Raw genomic sequence first — 17,990 nt, 5'->3', positions numbered from 1 at the left:
GCGGGGGGCGAGCGCCCGGCGTGGCGACCTGCGTGGTCGGAGCACCGTGGCTGGTCTCCCGTACGCCCACGATCGCCCTCGGCCGAGGTCAAAGGCCCTGGAAAACCCGTGCGTTGCGCGTCGATCTCCGGCGTACGCTGACGGCCGCTGTCTGCCGAGGGAGGACACATGGGGATCCGAAGCCTGACCCGCACCGAAGCCGAGGGCCGGGCCGCGCTGGTCGCGGTCGAGCGGTACGACGTGGACGTCGATCTGACCGCCCTGCCCGACGGGCCGGAGGTCCGCTGCGTCTCCACCGTGGCGTTCGCATGTCGCGAGCCGGGCGCGGAGACCTTCGTGGACTGCGCGGCGCGGGTGCTGAGCGCGACGCTGAACGGGGTGGAGCTCGCACCCGGCGAGGACGGGCGGATCCAGCTCCCCGGCCTCGCCGAGCACAACGTGCTGCGCGTGGAGAGTGTGCAGGCCGACACCACCGCGGGCGAGGGCGTGCACAAGGCGACGGACCCCGCCGACGGCGAGGTGTACGTGTGGATGAGCTTCGAACCGGACGAGGCCCGCTTCGTCTGGGCCTGCTTCGACCAGCCCGACCTGAAGGCCCCGCACGCCTTCACCGTCACGGCCCCGTCCGCCTGGACCGTCACCAGCAACTCCGGCGACGCGCGCGTCGAGGAGCTGGCCGCGGCCCGCCGGTGGACCTTCCCGGACACCCCGCCCCTGTCCGTGTACAACACGGTCATCAACGCGGGCCCCTTCCACGAGGTCCGCCGCGAGGTCGAGGGCCACGACTTGGGCTTGTACGCCCGCCGTTCACTGGCCGAGGTCCTCGAACGCGACGCCGAAGAGATCTTCACCCTCACCCGCCAGGGCCTCGCCTTCTACGCCGAGGTCTTCGCGATGCCGTTCCCGCAGCGCCGCTACGACCAGGTGTTCGTGCCCGAGTTCGGCGGGGCGATGGAGAACTACGGCTGTGTGACCTGGTCCGACGCGTTCCTTCGCCGGGCCGCGCCGACCCCGGCCGAACACGTGGTCCTGGCAAGGGTGTTGCTGCACGAGATGGCGCACATGTGGTTCGGCAACATCGTCACCATGCGCTGGTGGGACGACCTCTGGCTGAACGAGGCGTTCGCGGAGTTCGCCTGCCACTGGGCGGCCGAGCGCGCGACCCGGCACACCGACGCGTGGGCGAGCCATCTGATGATCGGCAAGATCAGCGCGTACCTGTCCGACCAGGGTCCCGCCTCGCACCCGATCCACCAGCCCATCCACGATGTCGCCCAGGCCGCGTCGATCTTCGACAACATCACCTATCCCAAGGGCGCTTCCGTCCTCCAGCAGCTCAAGACGTATGTCGGTGAAGAGCACTTCAGGGCCGGCATGGCCGCCTACTTCGCCCGTCACGCGTGGGGCAACACCACGCTCCAGGACCTGATCGACTCCCTGTCGGAGGCAAGTGGCCGCGACCTGGACGCCTGGCGCACAGCCTGGCTGGAGACGGCGGGCACCGACCGCTTCGCCCTGGAGCGCGACGGCGACACAGTCACGTTGGTGGCCGCCGACAGTGTGCGTCCGCAGGTGCTGGCGGTGGGCGCGTACGACAGGAACGGCGACGCGCTCGAACGCCGGGCCCTGGTGCGGGTCGAGGTGACGGAGCCGCGTACCCCGGTCACGGGCCTCCCGCCGGCCGCGGACGTCCTGCTGATCAACGACGACGACCTGACCTTCGCGACGACCCGCCCGGATCCCACGACCAGGGACGCCCTCTTCCGTACGGCGGCGCAGTTGCCCACGGCCATCTCCCGGGGCGTGGCCGCGGCCACGGTCTGGGACATGCTGACGACCGGCGAGGCCACGGCGGCGGAGGCCGGGCGGTGCCTCACCTCGGTCCTGGCGGCCGAGACGTCCGACGCGGTGATCGAGCCGTATCTGATGCTCGCCGCGAACATCTCGGAACTGTGGGCGCCGCCCGCCGAGCGTGCCGAGTTGTCGGCGGCGGTGGCAGCGGCCTGCCGGAGCCTCGCCAAGGACCCCGGCCGCCGTCAGGTCGCGCTGCGCGGGCTGGCCCGTACCGCGCCGACCGCGGACGATCTCGGCTGGCTCCGCGAACAGGCCGGCGACGACGTGGACCTGCGCTGGCGTGCCCTGGTCCGCGAGGCGGAACTGGGTGGGGACGTGACGTCGGAGTCCGAGGTCCTGCTCGCCCGTGACCCGGACCCCGACGCCTGGGTCCGCGCCCTCACCGTACGGGCCGCGCTGCCCGACGCCGCCGCGAAGGCGGAGGTCTGGCAGCAGTTGGTCGTGGACCGCAGGGTCCCCATCAACTCGGTCGGCCTGGTCGCGGCGGCCTTCTGGCGCCCGGGTCAGGACGCGCTGCTGGCCCCGTACGCCGAGCGCTACTTGGAGGTGCTCCCGAAGCTGCACCAGGGAGGAATGATCCTGGCGATGAGCTACACGCTGCGCCTCTTCCCACTGCACGCCATCGACCCGGCGTACATCGAGCGGGCCCGGCAGGCCACCCGTGAGGCGGTCCCGGTGGTGCGCCTCACGCTCCTGGAACGCTCGGACGAGGTGAGCCGGATGCTCCGCGCCCGAAGCCTGTCGGCCTGACCTGCTCGGCGGCGGGGGCCTAGGCCGTGTCCGTCGGTGATGTCGGCCCGGGCGCGGGCCGTTCCGGGTGCGGGCTGGACGGCTCGACCCGCAGCGGGCGGGCCGCCCAGCCGGGCAGGTGCCAGTTCCAGCCGCCGAACAGGGAGACGAGGGAGGGAACGAGCAGCATCCGCACGATGGTCGCGTCCAGCAGGATGCCGATGCCGAGACCGGTCGCCAGCGTCTTGAGATCGGTGCCCGGTCCTGAGGCCAGTGCGGCGAAGGCGAGGAAGAGGATGAGTGCGGCGCTGGTGACGAGTCGGCCGGTGCGGCCGATGCCCTCGACGACCGCGTCGTCGGTCGAGCGGCCGGCGTCGTACTCCTCCCGGATGCGGGAGAGGATGAACACCTCGTAGTCCATGGACAGTCCGAACAGGAACGCGAAGATCATGATCGGGATCCAGAACGTGACGGCCCCGGTCGCGGCGATGCCGAAGAGCGTGTCGGAGCCGTGACCGTCCTGCCAGAACAGCACCATCAGGCCCAGTGTCGCCGCCAGTGAGATCAGGTTGAGCAGCACCGCCTTCAGCGGCAGCAGCAGGGAGCGGAAGGCGCGCACGAGCAGGACGTACGTCAGCAGCGCGATGATCGTGAGCATCAGCGGGAAGTTGCCGTAGACGGCGTGCAGGAAGTCGATCTGTGCGGCGCCGACACCGGCGACACCGACGACTCCGGGCAGGTGCTCGGTCGCGGTCTTGACCCGTCTGACCACGTCGACGCTCTTCGAGTTCACCGTCTCGGTGTCCGGGATGACGACGACGATGCTCTGACCGCCCCTGTTGCCGGCGGGTCCGGTCGGCACGAGCACGCTGGTCACGCCGTCGACCTTGGCCAGCTCGGCGGCGACGGGTTTCGCCCGGTCGGTGCTGACCAGGACCTCCATCGGGGTCAGCGCGCCGGTCGGGACGCCGCCTCGCTCCAGGGTCTGCAGGGTGTCGTAGGCCGGGCCGTTCTTGGCCAGCGACTCCGAGGAGGCGAGACCGATCTTGATGCCGAGGAAGACGCCGACCAGGGCCGCGAGTGCGGCCAGGGCGGCGGCGGCCGCGATCCAGCGGCGCCGTACGACGGCGGCGGTCCAGCGGCTCCAGAATCGGCTCGCCCGGTTCTCGTGCCGGATCTTCGGCCAGTCGACCTTCGGCCCGATGCCGCCGAGGATCGCGGGGGTCAGGGTGAGCGTCGTCAGCACGCTGGCGAGCGGGATGAGCGCGCCGCCGTAGCCCATGCTGCGCAGGAACGGGACGGGCAGGACCACCAGGGAGAGCAGGCCGATGGCCACGGTGACGCCGCTGAACACGATCGCGTGCCCGGCGTGCTCCATCGCGACGACGACCGCGTCGTGGTTGTCCCGGCCGCGGTCGCGCTCCTCGCGCCAGCGGGTGACGAACAGCAGCGAGTAGTCGATCGCCACGCCCAGGCCGATCAGGGCGACCAGGAACTGCACGATGAACGACATGTCGGTCACGTAGGTGAGCGGCAGCAGCATCACGAAGGTCGCGAGGATCGACACCGCGGCCACGAGCAGGGGCAGCAGGGCGAGGAAGGAGGCGAACACGAAGGCGAGGACGGCGAGTGCGCCGACGGCGCCGAGGAGCGTCTCGCCGAGCACCCCGGGTCCGCCGCCGTTGTTGCCGCCGGAGGCGAGTGTGTCCTCGCCGGTCACCCCGATCGTCGCGCCCGCCGGCGTGGCCTTCTCGGCTGCCGCCCGGATCGGATCAGTGAGCGGCTTCTGGCTGGGTGACGGGTTGAACCGGTAGAAGACCAGCGCGTAGGCGGTACGGTCGTCCTTCGTCCGGAAGGCCTTGTCGCCGGTGTTCGCCTCGTCGATCACCCGCAGGCCCGGTGCCGCGGTACCGGCGGCCGTGAACACCCGCCCTACGTCCGTCTCGTGACCGGTGATCGTCTGCCCTGCCGGGAGCGTGACCGTGACCAGATAGGGATTGGTGTCGCCGCCGCTGCCGAAGGCGCCCTCGATCTTGTGCGCTGTCACGGTGCCGGGCTGGCCCGGCAGCGAGAAGTCGATCGTCAGCCGGTCCGTGGTGCGGCCGGCCAGCAGGATTCCGGCGACCAGGACCAGGCCCCAGAACGCGACCACCGCTTTGCGGTGCCGCAGAACGAATTCGGCCCACCGTCGCATGCCGGACCTTCCCCGGATCGTTGGTTGCGCGAGTTTAGCCCGCCGCCCACTTTCTCCGCTATCGGAGCGGTCCTTCCGTTTTGACAGGATCCGGAGGCCTGGAATCCGCACCCGCCGCCTCGGGAAGAAACGACGCCGAAGGGGGCGTTACCTCTGGAGGAGTGGATCACCACCGCGCATCTGAGAACGGAGCAGTCGAGGTGAGCGACGCGATAAACGCCGACACCCGCACCAGGGTCAAGGCCCCCACTGCGGCAGCCGACGTCCTGGAACGGGTACGGCGGCACCGACGGCACACCCTGGAGCTGCTCACGGTCTGCGCCGTGGGACTCGTCCCGTGGACGGTCCTGCTGGCGACGACGCTGCCGTCCGGGTATGAGGTCCACCAGTGGCGCCTGACCTGGGTCGGGTTCGACGTCCTGCTCGTCGTCGCGATGGCGTCCACCGCGCTGCTCGGCTGGCGGCGGAACCGCGCCGTCATCCTGGCGGCGCTCACCACGTCGGTACTGCTGATCTGCGACGCCTGGTTCGACGTGTCGCTCGCCTTCGGCACCTCGGAGGTGTGGCTGGCGGCAGCGCTCGCGGTCTTCGCCGAACTGCCGCTGGCCGGCTATCTGATTCACCGGGTGATGGGAATGATCTCGCTGGCCCAGTGGCCGCCGGCGAGGGCCACCACCGACTGCGACTGACAGCAGACCCGACTCTTCGGCCGTGGTGAGGTTTTCGCAACTCCCCTTTGTTCCGGATGACTTCGCTCGGAAATCCGGAAGGCTGAGGTTGGTCCCCATGAAGAGCGGCGAGGTGGCAAGACCTCGGCGCGCGGCATGGAGGATGTCATGCCCGAGATGTATTTCGAACCAGCCGAATTCGTCAACGGCGGCGACGGGAACCCGCGATGAGCCCGGCGGCACGGCTGGCCGGGGCGCACCGCTCGGTGGCCGTCGTGGGTGGTGGTCAGGCGGGACTCTCCGTCAGCCACGAGCTCCGCGAGCGCGGTATCGACCACGTCGTCGTCGAAGCCCACCGGGTCGGACACGAGTGGCGCGAGCGCCGCTGGGACTCCTTCTGCCTGGTGACTCCCAACTGGCAGTGCAGACTGCCCGGTTACCCCTACCAGGGCGACGACCCCGACGGGTTCATGGTCCGCGACGACATCGTGCGGTACCTGGAGGGCTACGTCGCCCGCTTCCGACCCCCGCTGGTCGAGGGCGTGGCAGTCACCAGGCTGCGCCGCTCCCCGAGCGGAGTCTTCGAACTCGCCACCACCGAGGGCGACTTCACCGCCGACCAGGTGGTGATAGCGACCGGCCCCTACCACACCCCCTCCCTCCCCCCGATGGCCCAGCGCCTGCCCGACTCCCTCACCCAGGTCCACTCCTCCCGTTACCGCAACCCCGACCAACTCCCCGCGGGCGCCGTCCTGGTGGTCGGCACCGGCCAGTCCGGCTGCCAGATAGCCGAGGACCTGCACCTCGCCGGACGCCAGGTACATCTGGCCGTCGGCAGCGCACCGCGCGTCGCACGCTTCTACCGCGGCCGTGACTGCGTGGCCTGGCTCGACGAGATGGGCCACTACGCGAAGAGCATCGACGACTTCGACGACGCCGGCGCGGTCCGGATGCGCGTCAACCACTACGTGACCGGACGCGACGGAGGCCGCGACATCGACCTGCGCGCCTTCGCCCTCGAAGGTATGCGGCTGTACGGCCGACTCACCGACGTCACCGGTACAGCGCTGGAGTTCGCCGACGACCTCAAGGTGAACCTCGATCACGCGGACGCCGTGGCGGAGGGCATCAAGGACGCCATCGACGCCCACATCACCGCCCAGGGCATCGCGGCACCGGACGAGCCCCGCTACACACCCGTGTGGGAACCGGACGACCAACCGGGCGAACTCGACCTGGACCAGGCCGACATCAGGTCCGTCGTCTGGTCGACCGGGTTCCGCCGCGACCACCGGTGGATCGAGGCACCGGTCTTCGACGGCCGCGGCTACCCGATGCACTGGCGCGGCGCCACCAGCGTCCCCGGCCTGTACTTCCTGGGCCTGCCCTGGCAGCACTCGTGGGGTTCGGGACGCTTCGAAGCGGTGGGCAGGGACGCGGAGTTCCTCGCGAACCACATCGAGGCCTCGCGCCGCCTGGCCGACGTCTGCGGCACCCTCACCGGCGCCCCCACCGACCTCGCCTCCGCCCTCCCGATCGGCTGAGGAACGGGGACAGTCATGGTCTACGACGCGCACCGCCACATCGGCGTCCTGCCCGCCCACCCCTTCTACGGCGGCCCACCGGTCAACCCCGACACCACCGCCCGCGCCACCGTCAAGCATCTGATCGCCGACCTGGACGCGGAAGGCACCGAACGCGCCCTGGTCATCCCGAACTACGGCGTCCCCGACCCCGCCATCGCCTTCTCCTTCAACGAGTTGGCGATCGAGGCCGCCCAGACCGACGACCGCATCCGTGCCGGGCTGTGGGTCTCCCCGCGCCCCGAGGACGAGCAACGCACGGCGCAGGCACTGGAGTTGGCGGGTGAGCGGGGCGTGAAGGCGCTCAAGCTGAGCTTCCTGCTCGGCGGGCGGCCGACCGACCCGGCCTGCCGCCCCCACCTGGACCGTATCTTCGCCGAGGCGGCCCGGCACGGACTGGTGGTCCACGTCCACACCTCGCCCGGCGCCGCCTCCGACATCGACGAGGTCGGCCGCCTGGTCGACTGGTACGCCGATCAAGTCCCCGTCCATCTCGTGCACTTCGGCGGCGGGATGAGCGGTCACATCAAGCTCGCCGGTTCCCGGTTCTTCGACTGGATCACCGCCGGCAAGCACGTCTACACCGACCTCTCCTGGGCCATCGGTTTCACTCCGCGCTGGCTGGTCCGGGAGATCGAGCGCCGCGGTGTCGGCCACGACCGGGTGCTCTTCGCCAGCGACCAGCCGTGGGGCGACTTCACGGGTGAGTACGCCCGCCTCGCCGAAGCGACCGGCGGCGGCGAACTCGGCGACCTGGTCTTCAAGGACACCTTCGCCGCCCTCTACGACTGACCGACCTCCCTCCCAAGTCCGGTACGTACAAGGAGACAGCCATGTCCGAAACCGTCGAACTCAGCGAGATCGAGCAGCAGTCCCTCAACGAGATCCCCCACCCGTCCCTCCCCGACGGCACCAGCATCTACGGCGCCACCAAGGTGTTCCCCGACTACAAGGCCGAGGACGGCGAGACGTACTTCACGCTCGTCCACGGCATCGCCCACGAGTCGTCGGTCTCGTTCGTCGCCGTCCTCCAGGCGACCCGCGCGCTGCGCAAGGGCTTCGAGACGGCCATCTACTTCTACGGCCCCGGCTCCCTCAACTGCCTTGCCACGCGCGGCTTCCCGACCACCGGCAACTCGGCCTTCCCGGGCGAGCACAACATCAACAACCAGCTCAAGACGTTCATCGCCGAGGGCGGCAAGGTGTTCTGCTGCCGCTTCGGACTGTCCCTGCACGGCGCCCGCGAGGAGGACCTCATCGAGGGCGTCATCCCGACCCACCCGCTCGACGTCCAGGACGCGCTGATCCACTACGCGCGCAAGGGCGCCATCATCAACTCGACCTACCAGCTGTAAGGGGCATGCCGTGAGCGTTGGCACCAACACAGCGGTGGACGTGCGGATCATGACCCGTGCCGAACTCGCCCTCCACGGAGTCCGGTCGGCAGCTCCCGTGCGGCGGCCGGACGGCGCGGGGCCCAGCGACGACGGTCACGTCCTCGTCGACGGTGTCAACGCCGCGCTGCCCACCAATCCCGACAGCCCCTACTCCGTACGGGACGGCAAGGTGTGGCTCGGTGACGACAACGGGACGTTCACCGACACCGGCCTGACCCTGTCCGCCGTGAGCCGCCCGCAGTTCTACGACCTCACCACCGCCGACGGCACCCCCTACGAGCACATCGCCCGCCTCCACGGCGCCGACGTCCTCGCCACCACCGTCGTACAGACCTGCATCCGCTACGCCGAGTCCGACCGCTGCCGCTTCTGCACCATCGAGGAGTCCCTGCGCTCGGGTGCGACGGTAGCGGCCAAGACTCCGGCGCAGCTCGCCGAAGTCGCCGAGGCCGCCGTCCGGTTGGACGGTGTGAAGCAGATGGTCATGACCACGGGCACGACGACCGGCCCCGACCGGGGCGCGCGCACTCTCGTCCGCTCCGTGCGCGCCGTCCTGGAAGCGGTCCCCGGCCTGCCCGTCCAGGTGCAGTGCGAACCGCCGGGCGACCTGGCCTGGATACGTGAACTGCGCGACGCCGGGGCCACCGCGATCGGCATCCACGTCGAGTCCCTCGACGAGGGGGTGCGGCGGCGTTGGATGCCCGGCAAGTCGAGCGTCCCGATGGCCGAGTACGAGGCGGCCTGGGACGAGGCGGTGCGCGTCTTCGGACGGAACCGGGTCTCCACCTACCTGCTCGTCGGCCTCGGTGAGGATCCCGACGAACTCGTGGCGGGCGCGGGGGCGTTGATCGACCGAGGGGTGTACCCCTTCGTCGTCCCCTTCCGCCCGATGCGCGGCACGCTCGCCGCCCGCGACGGGATCGGACCTCCCGACGCGGAAGTCCTGCGGTATGTCACCGAGGGTGTCGCGGCCGGGCTGCGCGCCGCCGGGATGACCGGCGCCGACCAGAAGGCGGGGTGCGCGGCCTGCGGCGCGTGCAGCGTCCTGCAGTCGGCGGGAGGGTGATGTCCATGTACCTCGACGGCTCCGCGGCACCGCCCGCGGTGGACGGGCCGGTTGACATCCTTGCGCTGCTCGGCGACCGGAGCACACTCGCCCGCCGTCCCTCGTTCCACATCGAACAGGCCTGTGACGACACCGAGTTGGCGTCCTACCGGCGGCTGCGCAAAGAGACCTTCGTCCACGAACAGGGGCTCTTCACCGGTGACGACCTCGACGACCGTGACGCCGACGTACGAACCGTCGTGCTGATCGCCCGGACCCCGGAGGGCACGGTGATCGGCGGGGTGCGTCTGGGTCCGGTCGACGACGGTCCGGACCTCGGCTGGTGGCAGGGCGGTCGGCTGGTCGTGGCCCCGCAGGCCCGCGGTCCGCAGGGCATCGGCTCGGCGCTCGTCCGGGCTGCCTGCGCACGGGCCGAGGCGGAGGGCGCGCTGCGCTTCGACGCGACCGTGCAGGCCCGCAACGAGGTCCTCTTCCGGCGGCTCGGCTGGCAGTCGGTGCGGGCCACGGAGGTCGCCGGTACTCCGCACGTCCTGATGCGGTGGCCCATCGGACGGATCGCGGCCCAGACCGCGGCCACCAAGTCCGCACTCGGCCCCCTGCTCGCCACGCTGCCCGCGCCGCCCGGCTTCGTCGGTGACGACGGCGCGCCCGTCCCCGGCACCGATGTGATCGCCGCGTGCGACGCGATCGTGCCGTCGATGGTGGAGCGGGACCCGGAGTGGGCGGGCTGGTGCGCGGTCCTGGTGAACGTCAACGACCTTGCCGCGATGGGTGCTTCCCCGGTCGGGCTGCTGGACGCGGTGGGCGCGCGCGACGCGACGCACGCCGCGCTGGTCCTCACCGGACTGACCCGGGCCGCGCGGGCCTACGGCGTCCCGGTGCTCGGCGGTCACACCCAACTCGGCGTCCCCGCGGCCCTGTCGGTGACCGCACTCGGCCGCACCGACCGATCCGTGCCCGGCGGCGGAGGGCGCCCCGGACACGCCGTACGGCTCACGGCCGACCTCGGCGGCGGCTGGCGCGCGGGCTACCGGGGCCGCCAGTGGGACTCGACCACCCGCCGTCGTACGGACGAACTGCGCACGATGACAAGGGCGGTGGCCGCCGCGCGACCCGCCGCCGCGAAGGACGTGTCGATGGCCGGCATCCCCGGCACGCTGGGGATGCTGGCCGAGGCGAGCGGCTGCGGGGCGGTGCTCGACGTGGCCGCCGTGCCCCGTCCGGCGGGTGCGTCCATGGGCGACTGGCTGACCTGTTTCCCGGGCTTCGCGATGCTCACCGCCGACGAGCCGCACGCGCCGCCGCTGCCCGCCGGGCCTGCAACTGGCTCTGTGTGCGGGGAGTTGACCGCCGGGCAAGGGGTCGGGCTGCGCTGGCCCGACGGAGAGATCACCGAGGCGGTCGCCTCCACGGTGACCGGAATGGGGACCGCATGAGCACGCTGCGGATGGCGGCCGTCGCCGCCGAGTTCGGCCGCGACCTGGAAGAGGACTTCGCGATCGCCGAACGGCTGATCAAGGAGGCCGGCGAGCAGGGCGTACGACTCCTCGCGCTGCCGGAGGCGTGCCTGGGCGGTTACCTGCTCAGCCTGGACGACGACAGCGAGCTGGACGAGGGCCCGCCCGCGCTCGCCCTAGACGGCCCGGAAATCCGCCGACTGGCAGCCTTGGCCGGGGAGTTGACGGTCGTCGCCGGATATTGCGAGGCGGCCGGCGACGCCCGCTACAACAGCGTCGTCTGCGTCACCGGCGACGGTGTCCTCGGCAACCACCGCAAGGTCCACCAGCCGCTCAGCGAGGACGCCAGTTACGCCTCCGGTGACCGTTTCCACGCCTTCGACACACCGGTCGGCCGGATCGGGATGATGATCTGCTACGACAAGGCTTTCCCGGAGTCGGCACGGGCCCTGGCCCTGGACGGCGCGGAGATCGGGGTGTGCGTGTCGGCCTGGCCGGGAGCACGCACGAATGCGAGCGCCGATCTCGAACAGGACCGCTGGAAGCGGCGTTTCGACCTGTTCGACCGGGCCCGCGCGCTGGAGAACCAGATCGTGTGGCTGTCCGCGAACCAGGCGGGCACGTTCGGGTCGCTACGCTTCGTCGGCAGTGCCAAGGTCGTCGACCCGGGCGGCGAGATCCTCGCCGACACGGGCGTGACCTCCGGCATCGCCGTCGCCGAACTCGACGTCGCCCAGGCCCTGGAGACCGCCCGCCGGTCGATGGGACACCTGCGTGACCGGCGGCCCGAGACCTACGGACCAGCCCCGGGAGCAGTCACCGTATGAGCACCATCCGGATCGCGGCCGCGGCCGCCCACTTCGGCCGCGACCTGGAGTTCGACCTGGCCCGCATCGCCAAACTGATCGACGATGCCCGCGGCTCCGGCGCCGACCTGCTGGTCCTGCCGGACGCGACCCTCGGCGGCTACCTCGCCGACCTGCGCCACCCGGACCCCGAGGCGCTGCCACCGGCCCTCAAGCCGGACGACCCGCTGATCCTCCAAGTCGCCCGGCTGGCCGCCGAGATGGTGGTGTGCGTCGGCTACTGCGAGGACGGCGGAACCGAGCGTTACAACGCCGCCGTGTGCGTCAGCGGCGACGGCGTCCTCGGCCGGCACCGCAAGGTCCACCTCCCGGCGGGCGAGGTCGCCGCGTACACGGCAGGGGACCGCTTCGACGCCTTCGACACCCCGGTCGGCCGCCTGGGCATGCTGATCGACTACGACAAGACCTTCCCCGAGTCGGCCCGCTCTCTGGCCCTGGACGGCGCCGAGATCCTCGCCTGCCTCTCCGCCTGGCCCACCAGCATCACCAACCGCGCCCCCCGCATGGCCCAGGACCGCCAGGCCCGCCTCTTCGACCTGTACGACCAGTCCCGCGCCGCCGAGAACCAGGTCGTCCTGGCCTCCTCCAACCAGACCGGTGCCATGGGCGGCATGCGCTTCCTCGGCCAGGCCAAGGTGGTCGGCCCCGGCGGCGACATCCTCGCCCGCACCTGGTCCAAGGCCGGTCTCGCCGTCGCCGAGATCGACGTCGCCGCCGAGACCGACCGGGCCCGCCGCGTCCTGCGCCACCTCGACGAGCGCCGTCCCGACGCCTACCGGGAGTCCCGTACGTGAAGATCGCCCTGCTCAGCTACTCCACCAAGCCGCGCGGCGGGGTGGTCCACACCCTCGCCCTCGCGGAGGCCCTCGCAGCACTGGGCGAGGACGTCACGGTGTGGACGCTGGGCCGGGGCGGCGACGCGGGCTTCTTCCGCCCGGTGAACCCGGCGGTACGACTCCAGATCGTCCCGTTCCCCGACGGCCCTCCCGAGGAGACCGTCGGCGAACGCATCCTGCGCTCCATCGCCACCCTCCGCACCGCCTTCGACCCCACGCCCTACGACGTCGTCCACGCCCAGGACTGCATCAGCGCCAACGCGGCCGGCCGCTGCGTCCGCACGGTCCACCACCTCGACCACTTCACCACCCCCGAACTGGCCGCCTGCCACGAGCGGGCGATCGTCGAGCCGTACACGCACATCTGCGTGTCGGGAGCCGTCGCCGGGGAGTTGGCCTCCGACTGGGGCATCGAGGCGCAGGTCATTCCCAACGGCGTGGCCTACGACCGTTTCGCCGCCACCGACCCGGCCGCGCAGGCGAGTTGGCGTTCCCGGCTCGGCCCGTACATCCTCACCGTCGGCGGCATCGAACCCCGCAAGGGCTCACTGGACCTCCTGGAGGCCTACGCCCTGCTGCGGGCCGCCCGTCCCGACGTCCGGCTGGTGATCGCGGGCGGTGAGACGCTCTTCGACTACCGCGACTACCGGGCGACCTGGGAGTCGCGGGCCGCCGAACTCGCCGTAGAACCGGTGGTGTTGGGGCAGGTGGACGAGGTCGAGCTGCCGTCCCTGGTCGCGGCGGCGGACGCGTTCGCGTTCCCGTCACTCAAGGAGGGCTTCGGTCTCGCGGCCATGGAGGCGCTGGCCGCGGGTGTCCCGTTGGTCGTACGGGATCTGCCCGTGCTGCGGGAGGTGTTCGGCGCAGCCGCCCGTTTCGCCGCCACACCCCAGGACCTGGCTGCCGAACTCGCCCACGCCCTCGCCACCGAGGACCCGGTCCGGCGATCCGCCGGGCGCGCTCTCGCCGCCCGCCACACCTGGGAGGCCGCGGCCCGCAGCCACCTCGGCTTCTACCGGTCCCTGCGCTCTCCTGCCTGAACAGGCCCTGTCAGCAAGGGCGTTGACACCTCACCCGATCCGCGCCACGGTGAGGGCCCGTCGTGCCCGGAGGTCGTCCATGGCTCCGCCCTCAGCGCCCCCGTCCGATGCCGGCCTCGTCGAGCGCGTGCGGGCGATACAACCCCTGCTCCGCGAGCACGCGTTACGTACCGAGCAGGAGAGAAGGGTGACGGCGGAGGTGGTGTCGGCACTGACGGACGCCGGGGTCTACCGGATGAACGTCCCCCGGCGGTACGGGGGTTACCAGAGTCGGCTGAGTACGCAGGTCGAGGTGTTGGGCGAGATCGCCGCCGGGTGCGGTTCGACCGGGTTCATGGCTCTGATCCAGGCCGCTTGTTCGTACATCGCCGCGCTCTTCCCCGACGAGGCCCAGGACGAGATCTTCACCGGCCCGGACGTGCGGGTCGGCGGCACGCTCATCCCGGATGCCGTCGCGGTCGCGACGGACGGCGGCTATGTCGTCGACGGCACCTCGGCGTTCGCCACCGGTTGCCAGAACGCCGACTGGCACCTGCTGACGGCCCGGGTCGAGTCCGCCGGCGGCCCGCCCGAAGTTCTGTGGACCGCCGTGCCGATGTCCGATCTGGAGATCCTCGACGACTGGTACGTCTCGGGGCTGGCGGGGAGCGGCAGCAACAGCGTCGTCGCACGGGACGTGTTCGTGCCGGCTCACCGCGTCCTGCCCGTCGGGCCTTTGCTCGGCGGCGACTTCCCCTCCAAGGCCAACGCCGACGACCCCTTCTACCGGATGCCGGTGCTGCTGCTGTTCTGTGCCTGGACGGCGCCGAACGCGCTGGGCCTGGCCCGGGCGGCCCTCGCGGAGTTCACCGAGCGGATCCATCGGCGGGGCATCACGTACACCTTCCACGAGCGGCAGTACGAGGCGGGCGTCACGCATTTGCAGGCCGCCGAGGCGGCGATGAAGATCTCCTGCGCCGAGTTGCTGACCGGCGAGTTCGTCGCCCGGATCGAGGCCGCGGCCGAGAGCGGTGAGCCGTACACGCAGGCGGACCGGGCCAGGATCCGAGCGCAGAGCGGCTATACGACGCGCCTGTGCAAGGAGGCCGTAGACATCATCGCCTCCGCCTCCGGAGCGTCCTCCCTCCACCGGGACGTCCCCGTCCAGCGAGCCGTACGCGACCTGCACGCGCTGAGCCTGCACTCCTTCGTCAACCCCACCACCAACCTGGAGCTGTACGGGCGGGTCCTCTCCGGACTCGACGCGGGTACGCCGTTCCTCTGATTCGTCACAGGGTCGCCAGCCAGGCCTCGGTGTCGTCGGGGCGGGCGAACCGGTGCGCGGTGAGCGGTGCGAAGCGGGGGTCGCGGGTCCGGCGTTCGATCTCGCCGCGCCGACCCGCGTGCTGGGACCAGGCCCACCAGGCAGGGTGTTCCCGGCTCAGCCAGCCCGCCCAAGTCTCCCTGTTGCCGCCGAAGATGCTCTCGCGGGTGACCGTGCGCCGTAGGGAGCGGCGCAGGACGCGCGGCATGATCACGCGTTTCGTGTAGTCCAGCCAGAGCACCGTGTCGGCCTTCTCCCAGAGCAGGTCACGGACTTCGGGTGAGCCGATCGAGTCGATGATCCAGCTGGGTTCGGAGGCGAGCCGCAGGACGTCGTCGGTCAGGCTTTCGTTGACGGTCCAGTCGGGGCCGGTGAAGTAGAGGGCGTCCATCTCGTGGTACGGCACGCCGAGCCGCTCGCCCACGGTGCGGGCCAGCGTGGACTTGCCCGCACCCGTCGCCCCGACCACCAAGATCCGGTCCATCCAGGCACCCTAACTACGATGTGCCGAACTCGCCGATCATTAAGAGGGGCCCGTCATGAGCAGTCCGCAGCAGGCCCACGCCTCCCTGGACGGGCTGGTGATGGGCGACGCCTTCGGTGACGGCTGGTTCACTCGGTCCGACGAGTCCGCCGAGGCGTTGTGGGCGGCACGGGAACTGCGCCCCGTGCCGTGGTTGTGGACGGACGACTCGGCCATGGCATTCGTCCTGTTCGCCCATCTCGTGGCGCACGGGGAGGTTCAACCGGACGCGCTGGCAAGGGAGTTCGCCACCGAGTACGAGCGGGAGCCGGGGCGGAAGTACGGCCCGTCCATGCACAGTGTGCTGCGGCGCATCGGCGACGGTGAGGACTGGCAGGCGGTCACCACCGGGCAGTTCGGCGGACAGGGGTCCTACGGCAACGGCGCCGCGATGCGGGTCGCCCCGTTGGGGGCCTGGTTCCGGGACGACCTGAAGGTTGCCGCCGAGCAGGCCCGGCTGTCCGCACTGGCCACTCACGCTCACCCGGAGGCCGTCGCGGGAGCAGTGGCCGTGGCGGTCGCCACCGCGCTCGCGGCAGCGGGGGAGGGTCAACGGGCCGCCCGGCGCGCCGACTTCCTGCGGGAGGTCGCCTCGCACGTGCCGGAGAGCGATGTCCGCTCCGGCCTGCTGGTCGCCGCGAACTTCTCCGAGCGGACGTCGGTACGGCACGCGGCGTTCGTGTTGGGCTCCGGGACGCTGATCTCCGCGCCGGACACGGTGCCGTTCGCCCTGTGGTCCGCCGCGGGGCACCTGGACGACCTGCCCGAGGCGTTGTGGCAGACCGTCGCCGGGTGGGGCGACCGGGACACGACCTGCGCGATCGTGGGAGGTGTCGTCGCGGCCCGCACGGGCACGGGCGGCATCCCGGCCGCCTGGTGGGAGGCCCGCGAATTGATCCCTGCCTGGAGCAGGTGGGATTCCGTCACGGCGGGCCACCGGTCCGGCGCGTAGACCCGGCGAGAGCCCTCAGCCCAAGACCGTCCCCGAGTTCTTCTCGTTCATCGGCCGCAGCCTGGAGAAGGCGCTCGGTTCAATGGTGTGGCCTGTGTACGGCGCCCTGAACACCGCAGGATGCAGGTCGTGGTCCACGCCGTTCTCCGTCTGGTCGACGATGGTGCGCAGGAATCCGCCGACGAGCGGGGCGTTCTTGAACTGGTTTCCGCTGGTTCCGATCGCCACGTAGTAGCCGGGCAGGTTCGTCTTGTCGTAGATGGGCGTCCAGTCGTCGGTGACGTCGTAGACACCGACGACGCCCCTGGGCCTGTTGGGGACCGTCAGGGTCGAGAGGCGGCGGGCCGCTCGGGTGGCCTGTGCCTCGAACACGGCCTTCGTCACGTCGGTGCCGACGTCGTCGGGATCGTCGACCCACTGCAGGGGATCGCATTCCGGCTCGGTGCCGCCGAAGATCAGGCCGCCGCCCACCTCGGCCCGCAGGTAGACGCCGAGGTCGATGTCCGCGACACACATGCCCGTCGCTGCCGTGCCCCCCTCCCCCGCCGGTCCCGGCACGTGATGCACCTCCTGGCGCAGCGGCCGGAGCGACACCGTGAAGTCGTCGCCGACGCCCGCCAGTTCGTTGATCCGGCCCGACCACGGGCCGGCCACGTTGACGACGATGCCGGTGTCGATCCTGGTCCCGTCATCGAGGAGTACGGCGGCCACCCGCCCGGACCGGCGGATCACCCGCGTGACCGCCCTGCTCAGCATGAAGACCGCGCCCTGGCGTACGGCCGCGTCGGCCAGGTTGGCCGCGGCGAGTTGCGGGTCGCTGACATGTCCGGCGTCCGGGGTGTACACCGCGCCGAGGTGTTCGGAGGAAGGCACCCAGAACGCGTCGTCGGCCAGGCGCTTCGGCGGCCAGTGGCGGCCCGTGCCGCGGTGGCGCTCCGGAGAACAGTGCGCCGTGTGGTGGATCGAGGGGGGCGAGCTGTTGTGGCGGGACTTGTCATGCGTGACTCCCACTTGCGACGCCGGGTCGACGTACCGAGCGCTGCCGAACACGGGGTGAACACCCTCTGGTCAGCAGGTTCGGCTTGCAGGAAGTCTGGCATCACGACAGGAGGCAGGCATTCAACAAGTGATGCGTAATTCAGGAGAGCGGCGCATCACCTGTTGCGTCTCATCACTTTGGTCGGCGTCGGCCGGTGACCTTTGAGGCAGGGAGGCGACCGGCCTTCGAGGTGCCGGTGAGGGCGTCGCTGTCGACGGTGACCGCGAAGGTCAGGTTCAGGCGCAACGGCTTGGTGACCGACTGCTTCCAGGTGATGCGGTCGCCGTCGACGAGGACGTCCCGAAGGGGTACCTCCTCGCCTGCGCCGTGCGCGATTCCGATGAACTCCGCGCCCTCCCGCCTCAGTTCGATGACGGGCTTGATGCGGCCGATGGGCGTGGCGATGGTCAGGTCCCAGACGCCTTCAATGGGCATGAGTGGTACTTCCTCGTGGCGAGCGGCGGAGCCGGTGCGGAGGCGGAT

General features: G+C 71.0%; 16 protein-coding genes. 12 read left to right on the top strand and 4 right to left on the bottom strand.

Going from position 1 to position 17,990, the window contains the following annotated elements; translation table 11 throughout:
- Positions 1-168: 168 nt before the first annotated feature.
- Positions 169-2,604, top strand: coding sequence for an aminopeptidase N (gene pepN / locus AB0I69_RS39520; protein ID WP_363100595.1), 2,436 nt, complete (start codon positions 169-171; stop codon positions 2,602-2,604).
- A 19-nt stretch (positions 2,605-2,623) separates the two neighbouring features.
- Here the strand turns inward: pepN and AB0I69_RS39515 are convergent, their stop codons facing one another.
- Entirely contained in the window at positions 2,624-4,777 is a 2,154-nt protein-coding gene (locus AB0I69_RS39515) for an MMPL family transporter (RefSeq protein WP_363100594.1), read from the bottom strand.
- Between the two features lie 200 nt (positions 4,778-4,977).
- Here AB0I69_RS39515 and AB0I69_RS39510 point away from each other — a divergent pair, with 200 nt between their 5' ends.
- The 10 genes from AB0I69_RS39510 (at position 4,978) to AB0I69_RS39465 (ending at position 14,954) form a co-directional block, all read left to right on the top strand.
- On the top strand, positions 4,978-5,466 hold the full coding sequence (locus AB0I69_RS39510) for a hypothetical protein (RefSeq protein ID WP_363100593.1): 489 nt from the start codon (positions 4,978-4,980) through the stop codon (positions 5,464-5,466).
- Between the two features lie 206 nt (positions 5,467-5,672).
- On the top strand, positions 5,673-6,989 hold the full coding sequence (locus tag AB0I69_RS39505; RefSeq protein WP_363100592.1) for an MSMEG_0569 family flavin-dependent oxidoreductase: 1,317 nt from the start codon (positions 5,673-5,675) through the stop codon (positions 6,987-6,989).
- 15 nt (positions 6,990-7,004) lie between these two features.
- Entirely contained in the window at positions 7,005-7,820 is an 816-nt protein-coding gene (locus tag AB0I69_RS39500) for an amidohydrolase family protein (protein ID WP_363100591.1), read from the top strand.
- Between the two features lie 41 nt (positions 7,821-7,861).
- The gene (locus tag AB0I69_RS39495; protein WP_033279770.1) at positions 7,862-8,383 is read left to right on the top strand and encodes an MSMEG_0572/Sll0783 family nitrogen starvation response protein; all 522 of its coding nucleotides are present in this window, start codon (positions 7,862-7,864) and stop codon (positions 8,381-8,383) included.
- A gap of 10 nt (positions 8,384-8,393) precedes the next feature.
- Complete coding sequence (locus AB0I69_RS39490) at positions 8,394-9,491, top strand: MSMEG_0568 family radical SAM protein (protein ID WP_363100590.1); 1,098 nt, start codon at positions 8,394-8,396, stop codon at positions 9,489-9,491.
- Positions 9,491-10,927, top strand: coding sequence for an MSMEG_0567/sll0787 family protein (locus AB0I69_RS39485; protein ID WP_363100589.1), 1,437 nt, complete (start codon positions 9,491-9,493; stop codon positions 10,925-10,927). The genes AB0I69_RS39490 and AB0I69_RS39485 overlap by 1 nt, the downstream gene beginning before the upstream one ends.
- Positions 10,924-11,775, top strand: coding sequence for a carbon-nitrogen hydrolase family protein (locus AB0I69_RS39480; protein ID WP_363100588.1), 852 nt, complete (start codon positions 10,924-10,926; stop codon positions 11,773-11,775). The genes AB0I69_RS39485 and AB0I69_RS39480 overlap by 4 nt, the downstream gene beginning before the upstream one ends.
- Positions 11,772-12,608 carry a carbon-nitrogen hydrolase family protein gene (locus tag AB0I69_RS39475; RefSeq protein ID WP_363100587.1) on the top strand — a complete coding sequence of 279 codons (837 nt, stop codon included), beginning with the start codon at positions 11,772-11,774 and terminating at the stop codon, positions 12,606-12,608. The genes AB0I69_RS39480 and AB0I69_RS39475 overlap by 4 nt, the downstream gene beginning before the upstream one ends.
- A complete protein-coding gene (locus AB0I69_RS39470; RefSeq protein WP_363100586.1) occupies positions 12,605-13,690 on the top strand; it encodes an MSMEG_0565 family glycosyltransferase in 1,086 nt (361 codons plus the stop codon). The genes AB0I69_RS39475 and AB0I69_RS39470 overlap by 4 nt, the downstream gene beginning before the upstream one ends.
- 79 nt (positions 13,691-13,769) lie before the next feature.
- Complete coding sequence (locus AB0I69_RS39465) at positions 13,770-14,954, top strand: acyl-CoA dehydrogenase family protein (protein WP_363100585.1); 1,185 nt, start codon at positions 13,770-13,772, stop codon at positions 14,952-14,954.
- Between the two features lie 4 nt (positions 14,955-14,958).
- On the opposite strand, the gene AB0I69_RS39460 is transcribed toward AB0I69_RS39465, so the two are convergent.
- Positions 14,959-15,477 carry an AAA family ATPase gene (locus AB0I69_RS39460; RefSeq protein WP_363100584.1) on the bottom strand — a complete coding sequence of 173 codons (519 nt, stop codon included), beginning with the start codon at positions 15,475-15,477 and terminating at the stop codon, positions 14,959-14,961.
- Between the two features lie 55 nt (positions 15,478-15,532).
- Here AB0I69_RS39460 and AB0I69_RS39455 point away from each other — a divergent pair, with 55 nt between their 5' ends.
- Positions 15,533-16,468, top strand: a complete 936-nt coding sequence (locus AB0I69_RS39455; protein WP_363100583.1) for an ADP-ribosylglycohydrolase family protein — start codon at positions 15,533-15,535, stop codon at positions 16,466-16,468.
- 15 nt (positions 16,469-16,483) lie between these two features.
- Here AB0I69_RS39455 and AB0I69_RS39450 read toward each other — a convergent pair whose 3' ends face one another.
- Both AB0I69_RS39450 and AB0I69_RS39445 read right to left on the bottom strand, forming a co-directional pair.
- A complete protein-coding gene (locus tag AB0I69_RS39450) occupies positions 16,484-17,518 on the bottom strand; it encodes an FAD-binding oxidoreductase (protein WP_363100582.1) in 1,035 nt (344 codons plus the stop codon).
- A 121-nt stretch (positions 17,519-17,639) separates the two neighbouring features.
- The gene (locus AB0I69_RS39445) at positions 17,640-17,942 is read right to left on the bottom strand and encodes a hypothetical protein (RefSeq protein WP_363100581.1); all 303 of its coding nucleotides are present in this window, start codon (positions 17,940-17,942) and stop codon (positions 17,640-17,642) included.
- Positions 17,943-17,990 lie beyond the last annotated feature (48 nt).

This window comes from Streptomyces sp. NPDC050508, from assembly GCF_040655155.1.
GTDB lineage: Bacteria > Actinomycetota > Actinomycetes > Streptomycetales > Streptomycetaceae > Streptomyces.
Note: the sequence above shows the minus strand (reverse complement) of the source record. Positions and strands in the feature narration are given on the sequence as shown.

What these genes read in the sequence shown, in the direction of transcription:
- AB0I69_RS39505 (WP_363100592.1), top strand. Translation starts at nt 5,673, where the DNA reads ATGAGCCCGGCGGCACGGCTGGCCGGGGCGCACCGCTCGGTGGCCGTC.
- AB0I69_RS39515 (WP_363100594.1), bottom strand. Translation starts at nt 4,777, where the DNA reads ATGCGACGGTGGGCCGAATTCGTTCTGCGGCACCGCAAAGCGGTGGTC.
- AB0I69_RS39485 (WP_363100589.1), top strand. Translation starts at nt 9,491, where the DNA reads ATGTCCATGTACCTCGACGGCTCCGCGGCACCGCCCGCGGTGGACGGG.
- AB0I69_RS39445 (WP_363100581.1), bottom strand. Translation starts at nt 17,942, where the DNA reads ATGCCCATTGAAGGCGTCTGGGACCTGACCATCGCCACGCCCATCGGC.
- AB0I69_RS39455 (WP_363100583.1), top strand. Translation starts at nt 15,533, where the DNA reads ATGAGCAGTCCGCAGCAGGCCCACGCCTCCCTGGACGGGCTGGTGATG.
- pepN (WP_363100595.1), top strand. Translation starts at nt 169, where the DNA reads ATGGGGATCCGAAGCCTGACCCGCACCGAAGCCGAGGGCCGGGCCGCG.
- AB0I69_RS39480 (WP_363100588.1), top strand. Translation starts at nt 10,924, where the DNA reads ATGAGCACGCTGCGGATGGCGGCCGTCGCCGCCGAGTTCGGCCGCGAC.
- AB0I69_RS39475 (WP_363100587.1), top strand. Translation starts at nt 11,772, where the DNA reads ATGAGCACCATCCGGATCGCGGCCGCGGCCGCCCACTTCGGCCGCGAC.
- AB0I69_RS39460 (WP_363100584.1), bottom strand. Translation starts at nt 15,477, where the DNA reads ATGGACCGGATCTTGGTGGTCGGGGCGACGGGTGCGGGCAAGTCCACG.
- AB0I69_RS39465 (WP_363100585.1), top strand. Translation starts at nt 13,770, where the DNA reads ATGGCTCCGCCCTCAGCGCCCCCGTCCGATGCCGGCCTCGTCGAGCGC.
- AB0I69_RS39500 (WP_363100591.1), top strand. Translation starts at nt 7,005, where the DNA reads ATGGTCTACGACGCGCACCGCCACATCGGCGTCCTGCCCGCCCACCCC.
- AB0I69_RS39495 (WP_033279770.1), top strand. Translation starts at nt 7,862, where the DNA reads ATGTCCGAAACCGTCGAACTCAGCGAGATCGAGCAGCAGTCCCTCAAC.